This is a genomic window from Pedobacter sp. KLB.chiD, assembly GCF_047040275.1.
Lineage (GTDB): Bacteria > Bacteroidota > Bacteroidia > Sphingobacteriales > Sphingobacteriaceae > Pedobacter.
In genome coordinates, this window is sequence record NZ_CP178207.1 from 3,806,106 (window position 1) to 3,829,704 (window position 23,599).

The following is a 23,599-nucleotide window of genomic DNA, read 5'->3' on the forward strand; positions in this document are numbered from 1 at the left end:
TTATCTGTTTATTATTAATCCTCTTCTTATCTGATCAGCGTTACTGTACCTTTTCTCATGGATGTTGTTCCATTAGTAAAGGTGATATCAAACATGTACACATAAACGCCATTCGGTTGATTTACCCCTTTGAAAGTTCCATCCCATCCGTTTGCAACGTTATCTGACTGGAATATTAACTGACCCCATTGTGTGTAAATGCTCATTTTTGCACTTGATATGGTATTACCGTAGATTAAGAATACATCGTTTTTACCGTCATTATTTGGTGTAAATGCATTTGGTATATAAACCTGATCTCCAAAAGGATTAGCTGCTTTACCGGTTGCTGAACCATTTAAACTGGTCTGGCATTCGGTCTGACCTTTAGCTCTCACCAGGATGCTTACACTTTGATCTGGTTTCAGGCCTGTAACCAGGTAAGTTGTTCCGGTTGACCCGCTTGTTGGGTTAACCCAGGTTAAACCATTGTTCAAAGAAACCTCGTATGCCGTAGCGCCTGCCACCGCAGCCCATGCAAAGGTTACACTGTTTGATGTAGTAGTTTGTACAACTACTGCAGGTTTTTCTAATACCGGCAGTACAGTTACCGTAACAGCTGTTCTTGTTGCACTTGCACAGCCACCTGCCGCAATCGCTTCTACATAATAGATTGCGGTCGCATTTAAGTTCGGCGTGGTAAAGGTGATGCCTTCTGCCAACATTGTTCCGCCTGAGCTTGCAGCATACCATCTGTATACTAATCCGGCTACAGGATTATTTACAGTTAATATGGTTGAGTTACCTGCGCAAAGTGTTCCATTTGCTGTTGTTACCGATGCCGGAGCAACTGGTACTGGTAATGCAATTACATTCACAGGTGTTCTGGATGATGATACACAAGTTCCGTTTGCACCTTCAACATAGTAAGTAGTATTTGCGTTAACCACCGGCGTTGTAAAGTTTATACCTGTTCCAACTGGCGTTCCCCCTGCTGATGCGGTATACCAATTGTATGTAACACCTGCCTGAGGATTCGCAACCGTTAATATTGCTGAACTTCCTGTACAAACGCTAACTGATGTTGAAGCTACCGTTGGTATTGTTGGTTTTGTGTTGACCGGGACCGTTACTTTAACGCGGCCACCATTGTTGTTACAACCTCCTGTTCCAATGGCCAAAACATAGTAATCTGTGGTTGCTGATAAAGCTGTTGCAGCGAATGTTGTACCAGTGAACAGCAAATTACCACCAACCGCTGCGTTGTACCACTCGTAAGTAACACCTGCCTGAGCATTGGTTACAGTAAGTGTGGCTCCGTCACCTGCACATATACCTCCGTTTGGCGCTGATACTACCGGATTGTTTGGCAACGCATTTACATTTATCGCAACTACCCTTGCTGTTGCAGCGGTATTTTCACATTTGTTATCACCTTTAACTGTAACATAATAGGTTGCATTTGCTGTTAATACCGGTGTAGTAAATACCGCCCCGGTAAATACCACTGTATTTAAGGTAGCGTCGCTATACCAGGTAAATACCGGATTAGTAACTGTTGTGCTTGTAGCAGTTAATGTTGCTACTGTATTGGCACAAACTGATGTAGAACCGTTTAGGGTAATATCTGTTGCAGTGGCAACCTGATTAACTTTAATGGTTACCGCTACGGCATTGGCAGCTGTGTTTTCACATTTATTTGTTCCTTTAACGGTTACATAATAAGTGGTGGTAGCGGTTAATACCGGTGTGGTAAATATTGGTCCGGTAAAGGCCACACTGGTTAACGAAGCATCGTTGTACCAGGTAAATACCGGATTGGTTACGGTAGTTGAACCGGCGTTAATTACTGCTGTTCCTGATCCACATACCACTGTCGGTGTTGATAGCGTAATGTCAGCAGCTGTTGCACCCGCATTTACCATAACCGTAACCACTTTTGCATTTGCAACAGAACTTTCACATCTGTTATCACCTTTTACAGTTAGGTAATATTTAGTAGTTGCCGTTAATGCTGGCGTATTGAAAGTGGCTCCGGTAAATACAGGTGTTGTTAAAGCCGCATCGCTGTACCAGGTAAATACCGGATTGGTTACCGTTGTTGTGCTGGCTGTCAGACTTGCTGATGAGCCTGCGCAGATGGTTGCATCGCTCGCGGTAACATCCGTTGCCGAAGCTACCGGGTTAACGACAACATTTACAGATTTAGCTGTTACTGCGCTGTTTTCGCACTTATTATCGCCTTTAACCGTCACATAATAAGTGGTACTAGCGGTCAATGTTGATGTAGTAAATACCGCACCAACATAAGCTACGTCAGTTAAGGTTGCGTTGGTGTACCAGGTAAATACCGGATTGGTTACGGTTGCGCTGCTAGCAGTTAATACCGCTACAGATCCTCCGCAAATGTTAGTTGAGCCATTTACCACAATGTCTGTTGCAGTTGCTATTGGGCTAACCTTAATGGTAACAACTGCTGCGTTTGCGGCATTGTTTTCACATTTATCGGTTCCTTTAACAGTAACATAATAAGTGGTGGTAGTGGTTAATACCGGTGTGGTAAATATTGGTCCGGTAAAGGCCACACTCGTTAACGAAGCATCGTTGTACCAGGTAAATACCGGGTTGGTTACGGTTGTTGAACTGGCGTTGATTACTGCTGTACCCGATCCACATACCGAACCTGGTGTAGACAAAGAAATATCAGCAACTGTTGCAGCCTGGTTCACATTAACTATAACTACTTTAGCCGTAATACCTGAATTTTCACATTTGTTATCGCCTTTAACCGTAACATAATATTTAGTGTTTGCAGTTAATGTTGGTGTTACAAAAGAGGCACCCACATAAGCTACCGAAGTTAAAGCTGCGTCGTTATACCAGGTAAATATTGGATTGGTTACGGTTGTTGTGCTTGCTACCAGGGTAGTACCAGATCCTGAACAGATGGTTGCATCAGAAGCCGTAATATCAGCAGCGGTAGCCACCGGACTAACAGTAATGGTGATTACCCTTGCAGTACCAGGTGCATTCTCACATTTATTGTCACCTTTTACGGTTACATAATAGGTAGTGGTAGTATTTAATGGCGGTGTAGTAAATGTTGCACCAATGAAACTTACATTGGTTAAGGCAGCATCACTATACCAGGTAAATACCGGATTGGTTACAGTTGCCGAAGTTGCACTTAATACTGCCGACGAACCTGCGCAAGCTGTTGTGCTTCCGTTCAGTATAATATCCGTAGTGCTAGCCAATGGATTAACGGTAACGGTTACCGCTTTGGCGTCTGCTGCAGCATTTTCACATTTATTGGTCCCTTTAACACTTACGTAATAAGTTGTAGTAGCGGTTAAGCCGGTTACAGTGAAGGTTGGACCAGTAAATACCACGCTGGTTAACGAAGCATCACTGTACCAGGTAAATACTGGTTGCGTTACCGTAGTACTCGAAGCCATTAACATTACAGTAGAACCTGAACAGATCTGGGCATTACTCACTGCAATGTCTGCAGCGGTGGCAAAATCCTTAACGGTTACGGTAATTACCTTAGCGTTGGCTGGTGAATTTTCACATTTGTTATCACCCTTAACAGTTATATAATAGGTAGTGCTTGCATTTAATACCGGTGTGGTAAAGTTTGGACCTACGTAAGCTACTGCCGTTAAAGCAGCATCACTGTACCAGGTAAACACCGGATTAATTACTGTAGTTGTTGAGGCTGATAATGCCGCAGTTGATCCTTTACAGATTGAGGTATTTCCGCTTGCGGTAATGTCAGCATCTGTAGCAGCAGGATTAACGGTTATCGTAATAGATTTTGCAGTTGCTGCTGTGTTTTCACATTTGTTATCACCTTTAACCGTTACATAATAAGTGGTTGTTGCACTAAGCGTTGGCGTAACAAAACTCGCTCCGGTAAATGCTACCGTCGTCAAAGCAGCATCACTATACCAGGTAAATACCGGATTGGTTACCGTGGTACTTGTTGCATTTATGGTAACTGAAGCACCACCACAAACGGTACTTGTTCCAGCCAGGTTAATATCTGCCGGGGTAGCTACAGGATTTACCGTTATCGTAACCTCTTTTGCATTACCTGCTGTATTAGCACATTTATTTGTTCCACTTACTGTAACATAGTATTTGGTTGTTGCTGTTATGGCTGGTGTAGTAAATACTGCGCCTACAAAAGCGACCTGCGTTAAGGCCGCATCCGTGTACCAGGTAAATACCGGACTGGTTACGGTGGTACTGGCTGCTGTAAGCACTGCTGTACCAGAAGCGCATATTGATGTAGTTCCGGTCACGGTTACATCGGTAGGTAATGCCAATGGATTAACCGTAATGGAAACTTTTGTACGCGTTGAGTTTGAACAACCTGTTCCACTTACCGCTTCAACATAATAATCATATGTTCCTGCTGCAAGCGACGTAGAAGTAGTAAAACTACTGTTGTTGGTTACCAGCATATTTCCGGCTACCGCAGCATCGTACCAGTTATAAGTTACACCCGCAACGGACTGAACGCTTAAAGTAGCAGGTGAGCCAATACAAGTTGTAGCAGGGTTATTGGTTGAAAGAACCGGTGGTACTGGTGGTGTTAAAATGGTTACAGTTACTTTGGCTGCAGGAGTCTCACAACCATTTGCCGTAGCCGTTACTGAATAAGTATAGGTTCCGGCAGCTAAAGCAGGGTCTGTTGTGAAAGTTGCTCCGTCTTTACCTGCCTGGTAAGTTGCACCCAAATACCATTTGTACACTACACCTGCCTGTGGGTTTTGCACACTTAAGGTTGCAGAAGAACCTTGACAAACACTTACACTGCTTGTGGTAACGGTTGGCGTAGTGATTACCCTTTGGGCATAATCTAAGTTAACAGAGGTTAATGCGCCAAGAAGTCCTGAGTTTAACCTCAATTCCACACCGTCAAATCTGCTGGTTGGTACAAAAGTTAATATGGCCGACGTTCCGCCTGACAATAATTGTATGTTGATTAACGGATTAGCTATAGAAACCGCATCGTTATTGCTGGTAGTGCCTTGGAAGGTAGTTACGGTTAGGTTAGATAACACACCTGCTGAAAGTGATGTGCCAGGAGTGGTAATTTTCACTCTTAGTGTATCGCCAATATTTGATAAGCCTGTAAAACCAATCTGGTGATAAACAGAAGCACCTAATAAGCCCACCGGAATAACTAGGCTAGATCCGGTATTGATGTCGTTATCAACCGCAAAAGTTGGATTGAAAACTCCTGCCGATAAGGCTACACCGGTTACACCGGTTGTAACTGTTGCTGTAGCCGCCCCGCAAGGAGTAGTTACCGGGTTACCGTTAGGAATTACCGTAACCGTTACGGTTGCCCTGCTGGTTGCAGTACAGCCGCCCGGAATAGTTGCTTCTACATAATAAGTTGTGGTTGCACTTAATTGTGGCGTTACATAAGTTTCGCCGGTAAATACCGGAACCACACCATTTGCAGTAGTGTACCAGTTAATGGTTGCGCCTGCTGTACTCGAAGTTGCCTTCAATACGGCAACAGAACCTTCACTAATGGTAATTGATGGCGGCGTAATTACCGGAACATCGATCGTTCCCAATATGATTTTGGCCTCAGTTCTTGTTGATGGGCTACCGCAGCTGTTTACCGCCGCAACAAAGTAACTTCTATCTGCCGTAATTGATGGCGTGGTAAAATTGTCGCCAGTAAATAAGACGGTTGTTGAGGTGGCAGTATCGTACCAGTTATAGGTTGTACCTGCAATTGGATTTTTAACCTGGAGCGTAACTGATGTATTCGGACAAGTATTAACAGATGCTGAGAGTAGATCTGGTGCTACCGGTGCCGGACTTGTAGTTACATTAACGACTGTTTTGTAACTCACACACCCAGTTGCAGAAACTGCGGCAACATAGAATTTAGTATCGCCTGTTAACACCGGTGTAGTAAATATGATACCATCTTTACCGGTTAAATAGCTACCTGTGGCATCGTACCATCTGTAAGTTAAACTTGCCGATGGGTTGCTTACTTCAAGCTGTGCAGTTTGACCAACACAAGCGGTAACATTAGCTGATGCTACAGTAGGCGCAACCAAAATTCGCTGCGCGTAATTTAAGTTGATTGATGTTAAGGCACCTAATACACCTGAATTTAGCCTAACTTCTACCCCATCAAAAACATTGGTTGGAACAAAGGTGACTAAGGCCTGGGTATTACCACTTAACAATTGAACATTGAGCAAGTTATCATTTAATAATCTCGAATCACCATTACTGTTGGCGCCAACATAAGAAGTAATTGAAGCGTTTCCTAACAACGAAAGTGACAATAGTTTTCCTGGTGATGATACTAAAACGCGTACCGTATCTCCAACTTTAGATAGTGAACCAAAGCCAACTCTTTGATAAACAGAGGCACCAAGTGCTCCCACCGGCATAACCAATGAAGAAGCAGTTTGTGTATCATTATCAATAGCCAGTGTTGGATTAAACACACCTGATAATAAGGCTATACCTGTAACGCCACCAACTTGTGTTGTTGCTGCCTCGCATGGTACAGGGTTTGCAGATCCGTTTCCATCAACAGTAATGGTAATCTGAACACGGCTTGCTGATGTACAACCATTCGTAGAAACAGATTCTACATAATAAGTTGTAGTAGCCAACAATGGTGGTGTAACATAAGTAGCTCCCACATAAACAGGCGTAGTTGAGGTATTCGAAGTATACCAATTGAAAGTATCGCCAGGATCTGCCGAACTGGCTGTTAAAATTGCAGTTTGTCCGGCGCTTACTGTTGATGAACTTGCAGTTACAACAGGTAAAGCAGGACGGGGATTTACGGATACAGCTGCGGCGGCACGTGTAGCGCTTATGCAGTTCCCCTGAGCAGCCTCTACATAATAAGTGGTTGCTGCTGTTAATGATGGTGTTGAAAATACTTCGCCTGTAAAAACAAGGTTTCCTCCTGTCGCAGCATCATACCATTTATAGGTTACCGCAGCATCTGGGTTAGCAACAGATAAAGTTGCTGATGATCCCTCACAAACATTTGCAATGGCTGCCAATACCGGTGTTGGTAATGCTGGTGTTACCGTTACCGTTACCGGAATCCGGGTTGTATTAGGGCAACCGGCTTTGCTTACCTGAATATAATAAGTTGTAGTAGCTGATAAGGCTGGCGTGGTAAATGTTTCGCCAGTGGCCAATTGTGTACCACCTGTTGCTGCATCGTACCAGGCCAATGCTGTACCGCCGTTTGCCGTTGCAGTTAATGTTGCCGTGCTTCCTGCACAAATAGTTTGATTACCTGCAGTTACTGTTGGACCAGGATAAATTACAGTTGCCCCATAAACGTCTAAGCTGGTTAAAACGGTAGCTAACGCACCAAAACTAACCTGTACCCTATCGTATGTACCGCCCGCCAGTACAGTTGCGGCAAAACGATTACCCGATAAAAGTCGGAGATTTAATAATCCACCATTTAATTGTGCCGTTTTTACGACCGTAGTACCATTTAATACGGTAACAGTTATGTTGTTTAACAAACCTACGTCTGCCAAACCAGTAGGCAATGCTAAATCTAAACGAATACTATCTGTAGCTGTTCCAATCGTAGGGAAAATTAATTGCTGGTATCCCGATCCACCTACTCCTGCCGCTAGCGATATCCTGGTAAAGTTGTTAGGATCTGCATCGGTAGAGTTTCCCGCACCAGTTATACCACAGAGTAAACAGATTCCGTTAATTCCAGAGTTTTGCGCATTGGCTGCATTACATGCAGTACCGCCGCCATTATTTAATACTGTAACGGTTACCGGTACACGGTTCGCACTTTTACAACCGTTGGTATTTGTAGTTTCTACATAATATGTAGTGGTGGCAGATAGGGCCGGCGTTGTAAATGAAGTCCCGGCACCTACCTGTGTTCCTCCTGTGGCAGCATCATACCATTGAATGGTATTTCCAGCATCGGCCGTAGCCAATAATGTGGTAGACTGCCCCGCATTAATTACCTGGTTGTTAGTGGTTACCGTAGCCGCAGTTGCCGGTGGGTTAACCGAAACATTAACTGCAGTTCTCGGACTTACCGCAGTTCCGGATACTGCCTCAACGTAAAATACCGTTTGAGCATTTACTGCAGGAGTTACGAACACACCTGCGTTATTGGTCACCAATGGTGTACTTCCGGTAGAAGCATACCAGTTATAAGTTACACCAGACTGTAAATTGCTAACGCTCAAAGTGGCTGAACTTCCGGCACAAACTGTTGCTGCAGCAACTATAGGAGCATCAACCGTTACGGTTAAGCTGTAAGCAGTTGTTGCTTTGTTTCCGTTCGCATCTGTTGCAGTTAAAGAAATGGTAAAATTTCCACCTAAAGTTGGCGTTCCTGTAATTTCTCTTGTTGCCGTATTAAAGCTTAATCCAGGAGGAAGATTTGAGGCTAAATAAGTATATGGTGCTGTTCCACCTGTTACTGCTGGCAAAGTTTGCGCTGGATAAGGAGTCCCTACAACGCCGTTTGGTAAAGTCGCTCCTGGTAATGATAATACACCGATTACTTTAAGTGCATAATTATTACTGGCTGTTCTGCCTTCACTATCTGTAGCGGTAACACCGATTGAATAATTTCCTGCTTGCGTAGGCGTTCCTGAAATTGCTCTGGTTGTCGGATCAAAAGTTAATCCTGCCGGCAGATTGCTTCCTGCATAAGTGTAGGGCCCAACACCACCCGTTGCAGCTGGTAAGGTTTGCGTAGCATAAACTGTTCCTTCTGTCCCATCTGGCAAAGTTGCTGCTGGTAACAATAGAGGATCAACTACTACGATTGCATAATTATTGGTCACTGTTTTTCCATCAGCATCGGTCACCGTTACCGGTACCGTGAAAGTTCCGGACTGTGTAGGCGTACCCGTAATTTCTCTTGTAGCAGGGTTAAAAGTCAATCCCGGAGGAAGACCGGTTGCCGCATAAGTATAAGGACCTGTTCCACCAGTTGCAGACGGAATAGTTTGAGTAGGATAAATGGTACCGGTAGTTCCATTGGCTAAAGTTGCCGCAGGTAAAACCAATGGGTCGGTCACTTTGAGTGTGTAGCTGGCAGTAATCGTATTGCCATTGGCATCAGTTACCGTAACCGGAATGACGAAGGTTCCGATCTGAGTTGGCGTACCTGTAATTTCTCTCGTAGCAGGGTTAAAAGTCAATCCTGGAGGAACACCTGTAGCGGAATAGGTGTAAGGACCTGTTCCACCGGTTGCAGCTGGAATTCCATTAGTGGTATAAGCTGTACCCGTTATTCCATCAGGCAATGCTCCCGGAGCCAATGCCAAAGCTGGTGTTACAGTTAAAGTAAATGTTGCTGTTGTATTACAACCTTTTGTATCGGTTACTATAACATCGAATGTTGGGTTGCCTGTTGCAGTTGGTGTTCCGCTTAACAGACCACTTGTTGATAAAGTTAAGCCCGCAGGCAAAGAACTACCGGTTGCTAAGGCATAAGTATAGCCTGGTGTTCCACCGGTAGCTACCGGAAGTTGCTTAGTGTAAGGCGAAGCAATTGTTGCATTGGTTAAAATAGTACCTGCAAATACAATTGCCGGGTTAACGGTAATAACCACCGGTACCCTTGTGGCATTTGAACAATTTCCTTTACTGACCTGAACATAATAAGTAGTTGTAGCAGTTAACACAGGAGTAGTGAAGTTTGCACCTGTCCCCACCTGGTTTCCACCTGTTGGCGCATCGAACCAAGCTAAAGTAGTGCCGCCATTTGCAGTTGCACTCAATGTGGCCGTGCTTCCTGCACAGATAGACTGCGCACCGGCTATAAATGTCGGATTGGGATAAACTACTGTCGCGCCATAAATGTCGAGGCTGTTTAAAGCAGAAGCTAGTGCACCAAAGCTTACCTGAACCCTATCGTAAGTGCCACCTGCTAAAACAGTTGCTGCAAAACGGTTGCCTGACAAAAGTTGAAGACTTAATAATGCACTGTTTAATTGAACGGTTTTTACAACTGTGGTCCCGTTTAATACCGTAAGGGTTACATTATTTAAAAGGCCAGCATCAGCTAAACCTGTTGGTAAAGCCAGGTCTAAACGGATACTATCTGTAGCTACACCTGTAGATGGGAAAATCAATTGTTGATAGCCGGTTGCTGTAACCCCCACAGCAAGCGAAATCCGGGTGAAGTTATTTGCATCGGCATCAGTAGAATTGCCTGCGCCACTTACAGCACATAATAAACAGATTCCATTAATACCCGTATTTTGACTATTTGCGGCATTACAGGCAGTTGCCCCACCACCGTTAATCACCGTAACTGTAACCGGAACACGACTTGCACTTTTACAGCCGTTACTGCTTGTGGTTTCTATATAATAAGTTTTTGTTGCTGTTAAGGCTGGCGTGGTGAACGAAGTTCCCGCTCCAACCTGTGTACCTGCTGATGGGGCATCAAACCAGGCGATGGTATTTCCGGCATCAGCAGTAGCAGTTAACGTGGTAGTTTGTCCGGAATTGATAACCTGGTTATTTGTAGTTACGGTTGCTAAAGTTGCCGGTGGGTTAACGGAAACTGTAACCGATGTTCTAGAACTGGTTGCTGTTCCGGAAACAGCTTCTACATAGAATACAGTAGCCGAATTTACTGCCGGTGTTACATAAGTACCATTATTGCCAGTTACCAATGGCGTGCTTCCTGTTGATGCATACCAGTTATAAGTTACACCTGCCTGCAGATTACTGACTGTTAAAGTAGCCACGCTTCCGGTACATACTGTAGCTGAGGCCACAACCGGCGCATTTACGGTTACGGTTAAAGTGTAACTAGTCGTAGCCTTATTATTGTTAGCATCTGTAGCAGTTAATGAAATATTATAGGTACCACCCTGTGTTGGTGTTCCGCTAATTTCTCTTGTAGTTGGATTAAATGATAATCCCGGAGGAAGATTTGTCGCTGCATAGGTATAAGGAGACGTTCCACCTGTTACAGCCGGTAAAGTTTGTGGTAAGTAGGACGTACCCACAACCCCGTTAGGTAAAGTTTGTGTTGGTAAAGTTAAGGTACCATTTACTTTAACAGGATAATTGTTATTTGCTGTTTTACCCTGGCTATCGGTAACGGTAACAGCAATTACATAATTACCCGCCTGTGTTGGTGTACCGGTAATTTCTCTTGTGGTTGCGTTAAACGATAATCCAGCAGGAAGATTGGTACCGACATACGTATAAGGGCCAACACCACCGGTGGCAGCAGGTAAAATTTGCGTAGCATAAACTGCTCCTTCGGTTCCATCTGGCAAGGTTGCAGCAGGCAGTAATAAAGGATTGTTAATGTTAATGGTATAATTGGTAATTATCGTTTTCCCATCAGCATCAGTTACCGTAACGGGTATAGTATAAGAACCAACTGTTGTTGGCGTACCGGTAATGGCTCTGGTTGATGGATTAAAAGTTAAGCCTGGAGGAAGACCTGTTGCCGTATAAGTATAAGGTGTAGTTCCCCCCGTTGCGCTTGGTATAATCTGGGTAGTATAAACTGTTCCGGTAGTACCATCAGCTAAAGTTGCTGCCGGTAGTAATAAAGGATTGGTTACTTTTATGGTATAATTAGCAATTAGGGTATTGCCGTTTGCATCAACAACGGTAACTGGTACTGAATAGATTCCAGGCTGGGTGGGAGTTCCGGTAATTTCCCTTGTTGCTGGGTTAAAAGTTAAGCCCGGAGGAACACCTGTTGTAGTATAAGTGTATGGTCCTGTTCCACCGGTTGCAGCAGGAATGGTCTGGGTCGGATAAACAGTTCCTGTTAAACCATCAGGTAATGCAGCTGGCGTAAGAACCAATGCAGCTGTAACCGTTAAATTATAAGTTGCAGTTGCTTTGCAGCCTTTAGCATCAGTTGCAACTACAGAAAAAGTGTAGGTATTGGCCACCGTTGGCGTTCCGGTAATAGCACCTGCGGATGATAAACTTAAACCTGCCGGTAATGTACTACCTGCAGCCAAAGCATAGGTATACCCTGCGGTTCCGCCTGTAGCTACATCCAATTGTTTAGAATAGGCAAAACCCGGTGTGGCATTTGTTAATGTCGTGCCGTTAAAAATAATTTGTGGATTTACGGTAATTACAACGGGGATTCTTGCCGATTCGGCCGTACACCCTACCCTTCTTGCAGCCACATAATAAGTTTTGTTAGCTGTTAATGCCGGCGTAGTAAAAGTACCATTAAAAGCAACTGTTTGTAATGCGGCGCCGCCTTCTACCGCTTCATACCATCTCAATTCGTTAGTATTCGGCGTAGTAGCATTTAATGGCACCGTGCTATTGTAACAGGTAGCAATTGCCGTACTTGCCGGGGTTGGCCGGCCGGCAGAGCGGATTACACCATATAAATTAATGGTTTGTGTAAGGTTTAGGGCAACTACTGAACCCAGTGTAACCTTCACCCGATCGTATACTACATTGGCACCTGGAGAAAAAGGTATCGATACCGGCTGCCCGCTGTTGAGTAAGCCTAACAAGTCCAGGTTTAATAAACTTGCTGCCGAACCCGTGTATACCTGTGTACCGCCATTATAGGCCGTTATAGAAATATTCTGTAAAAGTCCTGCCGTTAGCAATGCAGGTGAAGCGCTGATCCTCAGATTAATATCATCGCCAGGATTTGACGGTGTTGCAAAATAGAAATTCTGGCTAATGGATGACCCCACGCCAAGTACCCCTAAACTCAGCTGAGAAAAATTATTTGGATCCGAATCAATTGCCCTTTCGCTGTTGATTACGCCAGAACTGCCCAGCTGTAAAGCATCAAGTGTAATTCCCGTTCCTTCGAATCCTGTAGCAAATGCCTGTGCACAAGGATCAGTGCCTGAAGTATAAAAAGCGTAATAAACCTTTGTATTATTGGCCACCGAAACCAGCAGTGCGTTGGTTACATCTCTAACAAATACCCTGTCATAAGCCTGTGTAGGCGTTATCGCAATATAAAAGAAACCATTTGCATCTTTTACCAACCGCAGATTATCTGAAGAAAACCCGTCGACGCTGTTACCGCCGGTTGGGGGAACTGCGGAAGCACCATTTCTGGCCCCTACCTGGAATGAATGGTTTCCAAGAACCACCGTTCCGCCAACATTAGCCAGTAAAGTACCTAAACTGCCACCTAACAACCTGTTCAGCACATCTGCATCAAAATCTATCCTGATATAAGATGTTATTCCTGCAGCAACAGCAGCCGGATATTTTAATTCCAGTTCTCCGTTATAGGCCCCTACTCCAACAGCAATTCCACCATAAGAATTAACAGTAGCAAAATTGTTATTATCTAAAGTTGCATTGGTTGCATTATCCACCCTGCTTTGTGCAGATACCGTGTTTGCAAAAATTTTAGTTTGCGCATACGATTTAGAGTAGAAGAGCGTTAATAGGATGATAACTGCAATACCGGAATTGCGGATGATCCATTTGCGGGATGATAAAGTAAGGGTTTTCATCATATCAGGCGTTATTTTAGTAGACATACTATGTACTAATGCTACTGCATGGTTAGTGTTCTTTCAGGCGCATTATATAATCATGACAAATCTAAATTTGAAATAGCTACCTATCTTATCCATTCCTATTCATTTTTATTCCGCCCCATTCATTCATTTTATTCATACCAGGCTTTCTGGGTGAATAGATTTCCTCAATTGTTAAATTATGATGACATTAGCGTAAGTCATCCCATCTGTTAATTCATGAATGCTAACGATCTCCTTATCGAACTCCGGAAATTTGTCCTCATAAAATCTGGTTTGAGAAATATCGACCCGGCTCATTGCAAGATTATTTCTGAATACGTCTATCAGGAAACTAAAAACTATGTAAGCGAAACAACGATCAAACGTTTTTTTGGCTTTGCAAACACCTTACATAAATTTTCTCTATTTACCTTAAATAGCCTTTCGCAATATATAGGTTATAACGATTGGGATTCATTTTGTAAGGACAAGGAAAATCAAACAAGCTCCGCTCAAAGCATCTGGCAGGATTTAAAGCTAAAGGCACATGCCATTACAGAAGTATCATTAATTGCCAAAAAAAACAATTCTGGTGTTCCGTTTAATACCACCGCCAACAGAAGTTTTTTTTATCCAGACTTTGATTATTTCTTAAAAAACAACTACCAGTTTACAACGGTAAGTGCACAGCCTGGACAGGGAAAATCGATACTGCTAGCCCATATGGTAGAGTATTTTTTCCTTTCAGAGAATGCCCTTTACAGAAACGATATTATTTTATTGATCAACTCTACCAGTCTTAATACCATTATCCAAAGCAGCGATACTTTAAAAGACTGGTTTTTAAGAGAATTCAAATTCGGAAGCCTTAGTGAGTTAATCAGTTTCTTTAAAAAAAATCCTGAAAAGCGGGAGGGCCGTTTTATTATCATTGTTGATGGCATTGATGAACATTTAGCCAAAAGCCATTATTTTAAAATATTTATCGACTTTTTATACAGCATAGAAGAAAACAGTTTTGTTAAACTCATATTTGGCCTGCGAACAGATACCTGGATTAATCTTCAGCCGGCCATTTATGGTTCTGCATCTTTAACTAAAACCTGGTATACGGGCTTATTTTATGATGAGGAAACCTTAAGTAACGTACCTCCATTAAATGTTGATGAGATACTCTACACTTTAAGCCATTTAGAAAATAAAATTATCAATCGGGCAGATGTAAGCCAGCCCCTTTTGACCCAATTTAAAACGCCTTTCTGGCTACAGGTTTATTTCAAGCTCAAAGATGAAAACCACCAACTTGAGCTAGATAATCCTTTATTATGTTATGAATTGATTAATTATTTTTTAGAAAAACGCGTATTCCTGGCAAAAAAAAGTACCGAAAAGATATTTCTGCTTAAAAAAATAAGTGAGTGCATTTCAGAAGGCAACAGGAAGTTAAGGGTTTCTAAAGAAAAAATCCTCAGCTACATCAATTGTTATCCCGATGCGTACGAAGAACTTTTGAATGCGGGCATTATCATTGAAGAAAAAAGGTTAAGCACAAGCATTCCTACAGAGATCGTCCGCTTTTTAAACAACGACATTTACACCTATTTTCTATTCATACAAATTACTGATAAATTTGACTACAAGCCTGATAAACAATTTTTCGAACACATCTTAAAAAGTTTCCCTGATCAAAGCCCCCAAAGAGACCATATCTTGAACTGGTCTATCAGATTTTGTATCAACCGCAACGAAATTGCTGCTTTAAAAAATATTTTTAAACTGCCATTTTCCAACCGCGAAAAAAACGGTGCATTCGATTTCATCTGTTATGTATCGAAGTACGAGCTTAGCAAACCCAATGGCAACTTTAATAAGTTGAGTATTGGTATAGATTTTATCGATATTATGGCTACAGGAAGAACCATGAGCAACCTGTACAGAGAAGCTATCCGAACCATTTCGGAGAACGTACTGAATGAAGATATCCAGATTATGCTGCATGTAATAGAATGCAATGTAAATCTTATTGATGTAGATAAAGTGGCATTAGCCAACACCATGCAGCTGCTTAAAAGGCATTATAAAAGATTAAACGAACTGTTCCCGATCAACCCCTATGATTTAATCCTTTATTTCTATAACAGCCTGAATAACAAACCCAATGAAAGTAAAAGCCTCGAAGATAAAATCATAAAACTTTGCAAGGAGATCGATCAGAGTATACCAAAGAAAAATGAAGAAATTACTTCTGCCGAAATACTTTCTTACCGATTGGTAGTAATCGCCTTATTTTCTCAAAAAAGTTATGCAGAATGCCACCGTTTTATTATGGCTATACTGCATAAGTATCCGAATATTTTTTATGTCAGACATTCGGTATTTTCTCCATTTTTATTGCTTCACCTAGGGCAAACCTATATTAAACTCAACTATTTTAAAAAAGCGCAGCGCATTATACAGTTCGTAAATAAAATTATCAGCAGCGACTATACCTACTATACCAATTTTATATTAGCCAGCTTTAATGTTTTTAAAGCAAACTTTTACAATGCCACCCATCATTATGAACAAGCACTTATAGAAACCAATATAGGTTTGGATATTACTAAAAAGAATAATTTTAAGGTGTTTGAAATAACCTTATTATTAAGTAAGATCGATATCCTGAAACATACCGAAGAATCAGAGGAAGTATCAAACGTAATTAAAGAACTGCTCAACTTTTTAACGGCCCATAAACTCTCTATGCCCGATTATTCTAACCTCAGCAGCCAGGAATTTGAGCATACCTTTAAGATTTTAAAATCTTACCGCCGGCACCAAAATCTATAACAGAGATTGTATTAAATCAGGTACGTCTATTTTTTATGAAGCGCAAAGCCTCTGCAAAACACGAGGCTTCATCCTATTTTTGAGCACTTAGCGTGGAGAGCCCCCGGTTTCTAGACCTGACAGCAGCCGAACACGAAGCGTAAAGGAGTAAGCGAATGGCGGGACTGAAAGTGCCGAGCACCAAAGCTCCATCATTTCCTTACCTTAAAACAATTATTTTTTAGAGCGCAAAGCCTGTGCAAAACAACAGGTTTCCCTCCCGTTTTACGCTTTTACGCTTCGCTGCCTCGCACCTCGTTGCTGCAGGGTAAAGCTTCAACCCCCGCCTGCAACGGGCAGGGGGGCTAAGTGGCTACTGAAGTATTCCGGTTTGAGGTTCCTCCAAGGGGCACAAACCCTGGTTCTTAAACCCGACAGCAGCGAACACGAAGTGCAACGGAGTAAAGCGAATGGCGGGACTAAAGCTGCCAGAAACTGTTAACCCCTTATTTCCTCATGCTAAATAGCCTTTTATATCCGGCTTGCAGCCTTCACAAATCGTAGAAGCATCCGCATTGTTAGCGTATGGCTATTTTATTAAGTTATAAAGCTCATCCAGTTTAGGCGAAAGTACAATTTCTATCCTTCTGTTTTTGCTTCTTCCATCTGCATTTGCGTTAGAGCCTAACGGCTGAAATTCTCCTTTACCTGTAGCCGTCATCCTTACACTTTCCACTTTTTCGTTTTCTGTCAGATAACGTACCACAGAAGTAGCTCTCAATACACTTAAATCCCAGTTATCTTTAATTTGTCCCAGGTTATTTATTTTCTGGTTATCGGTATGGCCCTCAACTGCTATATTAATTTCCGGCTGTTGTTTTAATACATTGGCCAACTGTGTTAAAGCCTGCTTACCTTTTTCATCAATAATGATACTTCCCGACGGGAATAAGAGTTTATCGGTTAGCGAAACATAAACCTTACCATTTTTGATTTCGACGGTTAAACCGCTTTTGGTAAATCCTAACAGGGCCTGTTGAAGTTTTTCTTTGAGTGAGTTGGTGGCTTCATCGCGTTTGCGCAGCACCTCTTCCACTTCTTTTAAACGTTTCTCGCGGGCAGCCAGATCTCCTGATAACTTGGTAATTTCAGATGAAGAATTGTTTTTAAGTTTTTTGTAGTTGGCATCAATGGTATTGTAACTATCCTGCAGGTCGCGAAGCTCTTCAGCCATTAACGTAGTATCCTTTTTCAATTGTGAAACCTCTTTTTCAAGATTTTCGATTTTGATTAAACTTTCATTAAACGCGGTATAAAGTGAGTCTTTACTTCCCAATAAGGCTTTATACTTTTTAGGAGATAATACCACGCAGGAAGTTAATGAAGAAAAAAAGAGGAGAATAGCAAAGGCAAGAAAGGTGTTTTTCATGTTTAAAATTTCAAGGGTTGGTATGTAGTAGCAAGTATCTAGTAATAAGTATTTAGTGGCAAGTATCTAGTAGCAAGTATCAAGATTGAGGCTTGTAAATTAATTTTGATAATTGGTTTATTTATTGGAAACTGACAACTGTACTGTCTACTGCTCTATCGCATTCCGTAAAAATGCAACTAAAGGTTGTACAGTTTTAAAAGAACTTATCAACTTATTAACGAGGTTTGGTTTTAAAAATTCTTCGTCATCGATTTTTTGAGTGGCTTCGAAGCTTTTCAGCTTTAAAAATTCGATGTTTGGGTCTGCAGGATCATAGCCTTTCGGCGCATTTTTAAGGGCATTATCAAAGCCCAGTTTAAAGTTTTTCTTAAAATCTTTTCCGTTAACAATTTCTTTAAAATCATCTATATTATAATCAATCTCCTGTCTGATCAATTTTAAATGCGGTGCTTCAGGCATCCAGTATCCGCCGGCGAGAAAACTTTTCCCAGGTTGGATATGCAGATAATAACCCGGCTCGTTGCCTCCTTTACTTTTTGCCGAAAACCAGATACCGAAATTATTTTTATAAGGATCTTTATTTTTACTGAAACGCACATCGCGATAAATGCGCAACAGACTTTTTTTAGGATCTGCCTCTGCTGAAAGCAATGGATCTACCTTAGCCAGCTCTGGGATGAGTATGGTTACCAATGCCAAAACATCAGCTTTTGCTGTTTCGTAAACCTCTTTATTAGCAGCAAACCATTCGCGGTTGTTATTTTCCGCTACGTTTTTTATAAACTGGAGAGTTTCTTTTTTTAGCATCATTTAGGGTTCATTGGTCATTAGTTCACTAGCCATTGGTTTAATGGCCCATACCTTTACGTTGTTTAAACATCGCCAAACGCTTATCGCTCACCGCTAAACCAATTGCTTCTTATCATAATACGGTTTGTATTTGATATTTGGCGATAGAACATGAAGCAATATTATCCTTGAATAACGGTAATTAAAGGGATACAGTACAAAACAGCCTGTAAAAATCACAATCAGGTAAGGCCAGAAAGTTTCATCGGTAAGCGGACCAAAAATTAAATAGGTCAGAAAACTTGTCAAAAGCATTTCAATCACATTCATGGCATAACTTACATACATGGCTGCATAAAAGTAACCCGGTTCAATTTCTATCCGCTGTGCGCAATGTCCGCAGATTTCTTTGGTGTGCTGAATGTTCCAGCCGTACATGCTGCCTGTAAAAATATCTCCCCTGCGGCAATGCGGGCATTTACAATGTACAATGGCATAGAGTTTTGAGGTCGTTTGGTCAGACATACTTTTAATTTAGATTAAAAGGTTCTTTCTTCATGTTGAGCTGAATATTCTTTTTACGGTATTTTTTGTACCACACCACGCCAACAATAACAGCCATTAAATAAGGAAGAGACAAAAGATACAATACACCTGTGTTTAAACCGGCAGTTTGTGTATTGCCATTTTTTACACCCTGTTCGGCATTAATGGTACACATGGAACATTGTGCATTAACATTGGGGCATATGGCAAAGGTAAATACCAATACAAACAGGATAAAAATTGCTTTTTTCTTCATGGTTTACAAATATAAGCATAAACGTATAGAGGGGTTTAAAAATTATGTCATAAAAAAAACCTCACTTTTTAGGGTGAGGTTTAAGTTAGGACGATTTTTGTTTTTATTGCAATGCCCCTGTAAAGGTAAATCCAGGATTTTCTACACTCTTAAACTGACCAAGCAAAGCTCCGGTAGTAGGGTGCGTAAAATAATCAATGGTAAAATTATTTGAATTTAACCGCTGGGTAGTTAATGGTACCATATCTCCAATAATCAAAGCAGCATTGCCTGTAGGTGTTCCGGCAGTAAACTTAAAAACTCCAGCTGTTGTTTTAGTATACGTGTATGGAAAATCAGCAACAAACCTGGATGTATTTTGGTAAATATCAACAGTAACTACCATGGTTTTTTGGATAGCGTTAAATTTGAAAGCCATCTTATCCAATCTTAATCTATATGGTCCTGCCAGCATTGACGCTGCAGCTGAGGCTCTTCTGGTTTGAAAATCAGTTGACCAACCTGGATAAGTAGTTCCATTTGGTACAACTATGGTGCTGTATTGAATACCAAGGATGGTATGTAACGGTAAGATCGGGGTTACCGAAGTTTTGATTTCAATACGCGTTCCATTAACTGTTGTAAAATAAACCTGCTTGGCTGCATCCCAGGTGAATTCACTGATGCTTTTACCTTTGTAAACCAATGGTTCTTTTAGCACAATCCCGGTAAGGGTGAAAGCAAAACCTGTAGAAGTTGTTTGTACCTCTCCGTTTTCTTCCCAAACCAAACTAAAAACCTTATTAATGTAATCAAAGGAAGTTTGAATCCTGGTTCCAGAATCATCAAGCTGGATATATAAATTTGGATTGGCATCCAGATAATTTACCTGTCTCACAATAGAATTCAATAATCCTTTTTCATTATATGATTTTTGTTCAGCCTGTGTGGCTTTTACTAAAATCAATTTACTTTTTAGCAATTTACCCGTCAGCATGATGGAATCGCCAGAAATTTTATCGAAAGTAAACTCAAAATCTGAATATACACCCCAACCGGCAGTACCGCCAAAGGTAGAAGGGTTAGGATCAGCTAATACATGCAGGTAACTATAAGTATCGAATGCCAGTGTAGGATTTTGAAGCGCTTTAACTTTATAGGTAGATTCCATAGACTCTTCAGCTGGATCATAATCTAAATCTGCGTACATGCTTACTTTGTTATCTTTACTGAAGTTAAGATAAAAAGAATAACCGCCACCGCCATCAGGATATAAAAATGCTTTCCAGCCAGTTGTACTTCCTGTTAACGCATTGGTATATTTGGTTACTGCTTCCGTAATCCGCTCTTCCGGTCTTTGTCCATCAACCAAAACCTCTTCTTTTTTACAAGCAGCAAATAAGGTTAAAGACAATAATGAATATAATAATATTTTTTTCATGTTGGTTTCTTTTAAATTAGTTGCCCATTGTTCCATAAAAGTATGAGTTGGCATTTGTGGTTTTATAGAATGCACCTAATGAACCCAGAAAGCCAATTTCTCCAGGAATAATCTGATTGATCCAGTTTGCCCTGAACGACCCTGTAGAAAAATAACTATTTACACCAGCCATCCTCGCATTAATTACACCCATGTTAGAATAAGTCGTGCCAGTTGGTTGAGTAGTCAATAGCGTAAATGTAGTAACACCAGTTGTAGTATTTAAGGCCATATTATAATCTGCATCTGCAAAGTATGTGGTAGTGCCGGCAGCGTTGGTAAATGTATATCTTAACGTCATCAAGTTATTCGCTTTAAATGTCATTGCAAAATCTTTCAAAACAAATCCCCCCGCTGTCATTGACGTTTTCGCGGCATTCCATAACCCCAAAAATTCTGCTGATTGGTTTGAATCTGTTGATGGGTTAGAATACAGTGTTGTATAACCCACACCTAAACCAATCATTCTTGAAAAAACAGGTGCAGAAACTTTAAACAATGCCAACTGTACTTCTTTTTGTAATTTGTAAAAATCAATATTGAATGCGGTTTTAAAGTAATCAACAACATATTGTTCTTTTTTCTTTAATTTCACTTGGGCATCAGCTGGTACGGTGGCAACAATACTATTGTATTGCACCCTGCCCATCATCAACATATTTGATGACTGCTCTGCAAAATCCTCAACAGGAGATACCCTTGCATACTGCGTAATAAATCCTAATGAATAGGCTTCAGATAATGGCCTTTGCGTCCAGTTGGCTTCATAACCGCCACGTGATACGGTTTGGTACTCAGTTGTAAAATCGACGGTCTGGTTTAGAATATGCGTATATTCATGCTGTATCACCTGAATCATTTGCTTCACGGATGAGATATTGGTTTTATCAAAAGAATTGATCACATAAAGCACAATTTTACGTCCGCCCTCTGCCGTACCCAAGGTAATCGAACCGTTGCTGTTATACTCGGCGCTACCAGCCAGTACAAACTGCCTTGGTGCAATACGCTTTATAAAATCTGCCCCACCAGCTGCTTCGTAAGGTTTAATCCATACATCGCGTACCATTTCCATGGCTGGAACCACCTGGTCTACCAGCGGTGGTGTAATATTTTTCCCCGATGGAAGCTCAAAACGGTCAAATCTATATTTGGTTTCGATATTATATGGATTCAGAAAATTCTGATCCAACCAAATGTCTGTAGAATTCTTATTTGTAATAATGTTCTGATCGATGGCATCTAGATTGGCATTTAATGTACCTTCTCTTTTGCAAGATGCCAGAATTGTAAGCGCGCACATTGCTACAATCCCCTTATTGAATATTTTTTTCATAACAATCATCTTAATTATCTTGGATTTTGTGCTACACCAGAAAGCGTAACTTGTGAAGGAAGCTGAAATAATTTACGGGGATCGTCTGCAGCGAGTGTAATCGTCTGAAATGAGCCGTTTACAGCAAAGATTTTGTGCTCTACAGGTAATTTATATCTCAGGATATCAAACCATCTCAAACCTTCCTGCGTAAATTCTTTCTTTTTAAAATCTAAAACAGTAGTAATTAGCCCGGCCTTAGGATCTGTTATACCATAATATGCAGCAATTTTAGCTAAAGTAACAGCATGTGTAGAGGGGTTATAGTTTAATATACGTGTACTGCAATACGTATTTAAATCAGCAAGTGCCAGGGCATTTTGTCCTAAAGCAGCATAAGCTTCAGCCCTGTTTAACAAGGTCTCATCAGCCGTTAACACAGGTACAATTGTATAGGGAAAACCAATAGTGGCATTAGGACTGGTTTTCACAAAGTACTCATTCCACTTTAGCATACTGTAATGTGGCTGACCATAATATGCTGATTTATAACACCAGCGTGCTCCTGTTACATTAGGCGTGAAAACTTCATTATTGATCACCTGGCCATAACCATAACGTGGGGTACGTGTTCTTGCCCATGATGATGCAGTTTCTATCAAAAGCAAAGTTGAAGGTTCAGATGCCTGCGTAAAATATACATACATTTCATCCAATGTATAGGTATTGTATCTGGTATTCCAAGGCCTTAAAATAGTAGCAAATGAATTTCCAGGCGAAACTGCACTTGCATATTCAATTACTTTCTCATAATTCTTTTTCAAAAGATAAAACCTAGCGGCAAATGCGTTAGCTGCTGCCACATTAAAATGGTATTTTTGTATTCTATAAGATGAGTTTTTAATAAGAGGCAGTCCTTCTAACAGATCTTTCTCAATGCTAGCATATACAGAGGCAACAGTACCTCTGCTATATTGACCAACCACAACCTTTTCAGGATCAGTCATATACGGAATTCCTGGCGAATCGTTACTGGTAGCAGGATCATAAACTTTAGAAAAAAGATTCACCAGCATAAAATGTGCATACGCTCTGGCCAGCAAGGCCTCTCCTTTGTACGGCAGAGCAGCATTACCAAAGTTATGGGTATTTATCGCTTCAAGTGCTGCGTTTGCCGCTGCTATGGCCTCATAAGCCGAATTCCAGTAATACGTTGGAGTATCAGTATCGTTATCATCATTATCCAACCAATAATAGGGCTGTGTAATGGTACGTGATTCGTTGCCGATCCCCGGTCCTTTATCTTCTACATTATCAGAAGAAGTTTCAGTAAAAGGAATATAATTTGCTTCTGGATAGGCACTGGTGAGCAGTTCTGCAACTTTTTCTACAGTATTTAATTGTGTTCTCTGATCAGGTGCTTTCTCCAAAAACTTTTTACATCCTGAAGTGGAGATGAGCGCCAATGCAAAGATTGATATATATAATTTTTTCATGATAT

Annotated in this window: 9 protein-coding genes; 1 reads left to right on the top strand and 8 read right to left on the bottom strand. The window is 41.3% G+C overall.

The window, feature by feature from the left end; translation table 11 throughout:
- Positions 1-26: 26 nt before the first annotated feature.
- Positions 27-13,487: a putative Ig domain-containing protein gene (locus ACK1I8_RS15600; protein ID WP_412466252.1), complete on the bottom strand. Its 13,461-nt coding sequence runs from the start codon at positions 13,485-13,487 to the stop codon at positions 27-29.
- Between the two features lie 243 nt (positions 13,488-13,730).
- Between ACK1I8_RS15600 and ACK1I8_RS15605 the strand changes: the two genes are divergently transcribed.
- Positions 13,731-16,322: a hypothetical protein gene (locus tag ACK1I8_RS15605; RefSeq protein WP_412466253.1), complete on the top strand. Its 2,592-nt coding sequence runs from the start codon at positions 13,731-13,733 to the stop codon at positions 16,320-16,322.
- A gap of 568 nt (positions 16,323-16,890) precedes the next feature.
- Here the strand turns inward: ACK1I8_RS15605 and ACK1I8_RS15610 are convergent.
- The 7 genes from ACK1I8_RS15610 to ACK1I8_RS15640 form a co-directional block, all read right to left on the bottom strand.
- On the bottom strand, positions 16,891-17,730 hold the full coding sequence (locus ACK1I8_RS15610; RefSeq protein WP_412466254.1) for an OmpA family protein: 840 nt from the start codon (positions 17,728-17,730) through the stop codon (positions 16,891-16,893).
- A gap of 147 nt (positions 17,731-17,877) precedes the next feature.
- Positions 17,878-18,543, bottom strand: a complete 666-nt coding sequence (locus tag ACK1I8_RS15615) for a DUF2461 domain-containing protein (RefSeq protein WP_412466255.1) — start codon at positions 18,541-18,543, stop codon at positions 17,878-17,880.
- A 93-nt stretch (positions 18,544-18,636) separates the two neighbouring features.
- Positions 18,637-19,047: a DUF983 domain-containing protein gene (locus ACK1I8_RS15620; RefSeq protein WP_412466256.1), complete on the bottom strand. Its 411-nt coding sequence runs from the start codon at positions 19,045-19,047 to the stop codon at positions 18,637-18,639.
- Between the two features lie 4 nt (positions 19,048-19,051).
- Positions 19,052-19,324, bottom strand: coding sequence for a hypothetical protein (locus ACK1I8_RS15625; RefSeq protein WP_412466257.1), 273 nt, complete (start codon positions 19,322-19,324; stop codon positions 19,052-19,054).
- Between the two features lie 103 nt (positions 19,325-19,427).
- On the bottom strand, positions 19,428-20,744 hold the full coding sequence (locus tag ACK1I8_RS15630; RefSeq protein ID WP_412466258.1) for a DUF4302 domain-containing protein: 1,317 nt from the start codon (positions 20,742-20,744) through the stop codon (positions 19,428-19,430).
- 16 nt (positions 20,745-20,760) lie between these two features.
- Complete coding sequence (locus ACK1I8_RS15635) at positions 20,761-22,119, bottom strand: putative zinc-binding metallopeptidase (RefSeq protein WP_412466259.1); 1,359 nt, start codon at positions 22,117-22,119, stop codon at positions 20,761-20,763.
- Positions 22,120-22,133: 14 nt separating this feature from the next.
- Positions 22,134-23,594, bottom strand: a complete 1,461-nt coding sequence (locus tag ACK1I8_RS15640; protein WP_412466260.1) for a RagB/SusD family nutrient uptake outer membrane protein — start codon at positions 23,592-23,594, stop codon at positions 22,134-22,136.
- Between the last annotated feature and the right edge of the window lie 5 nt (positions 23,595-23,599).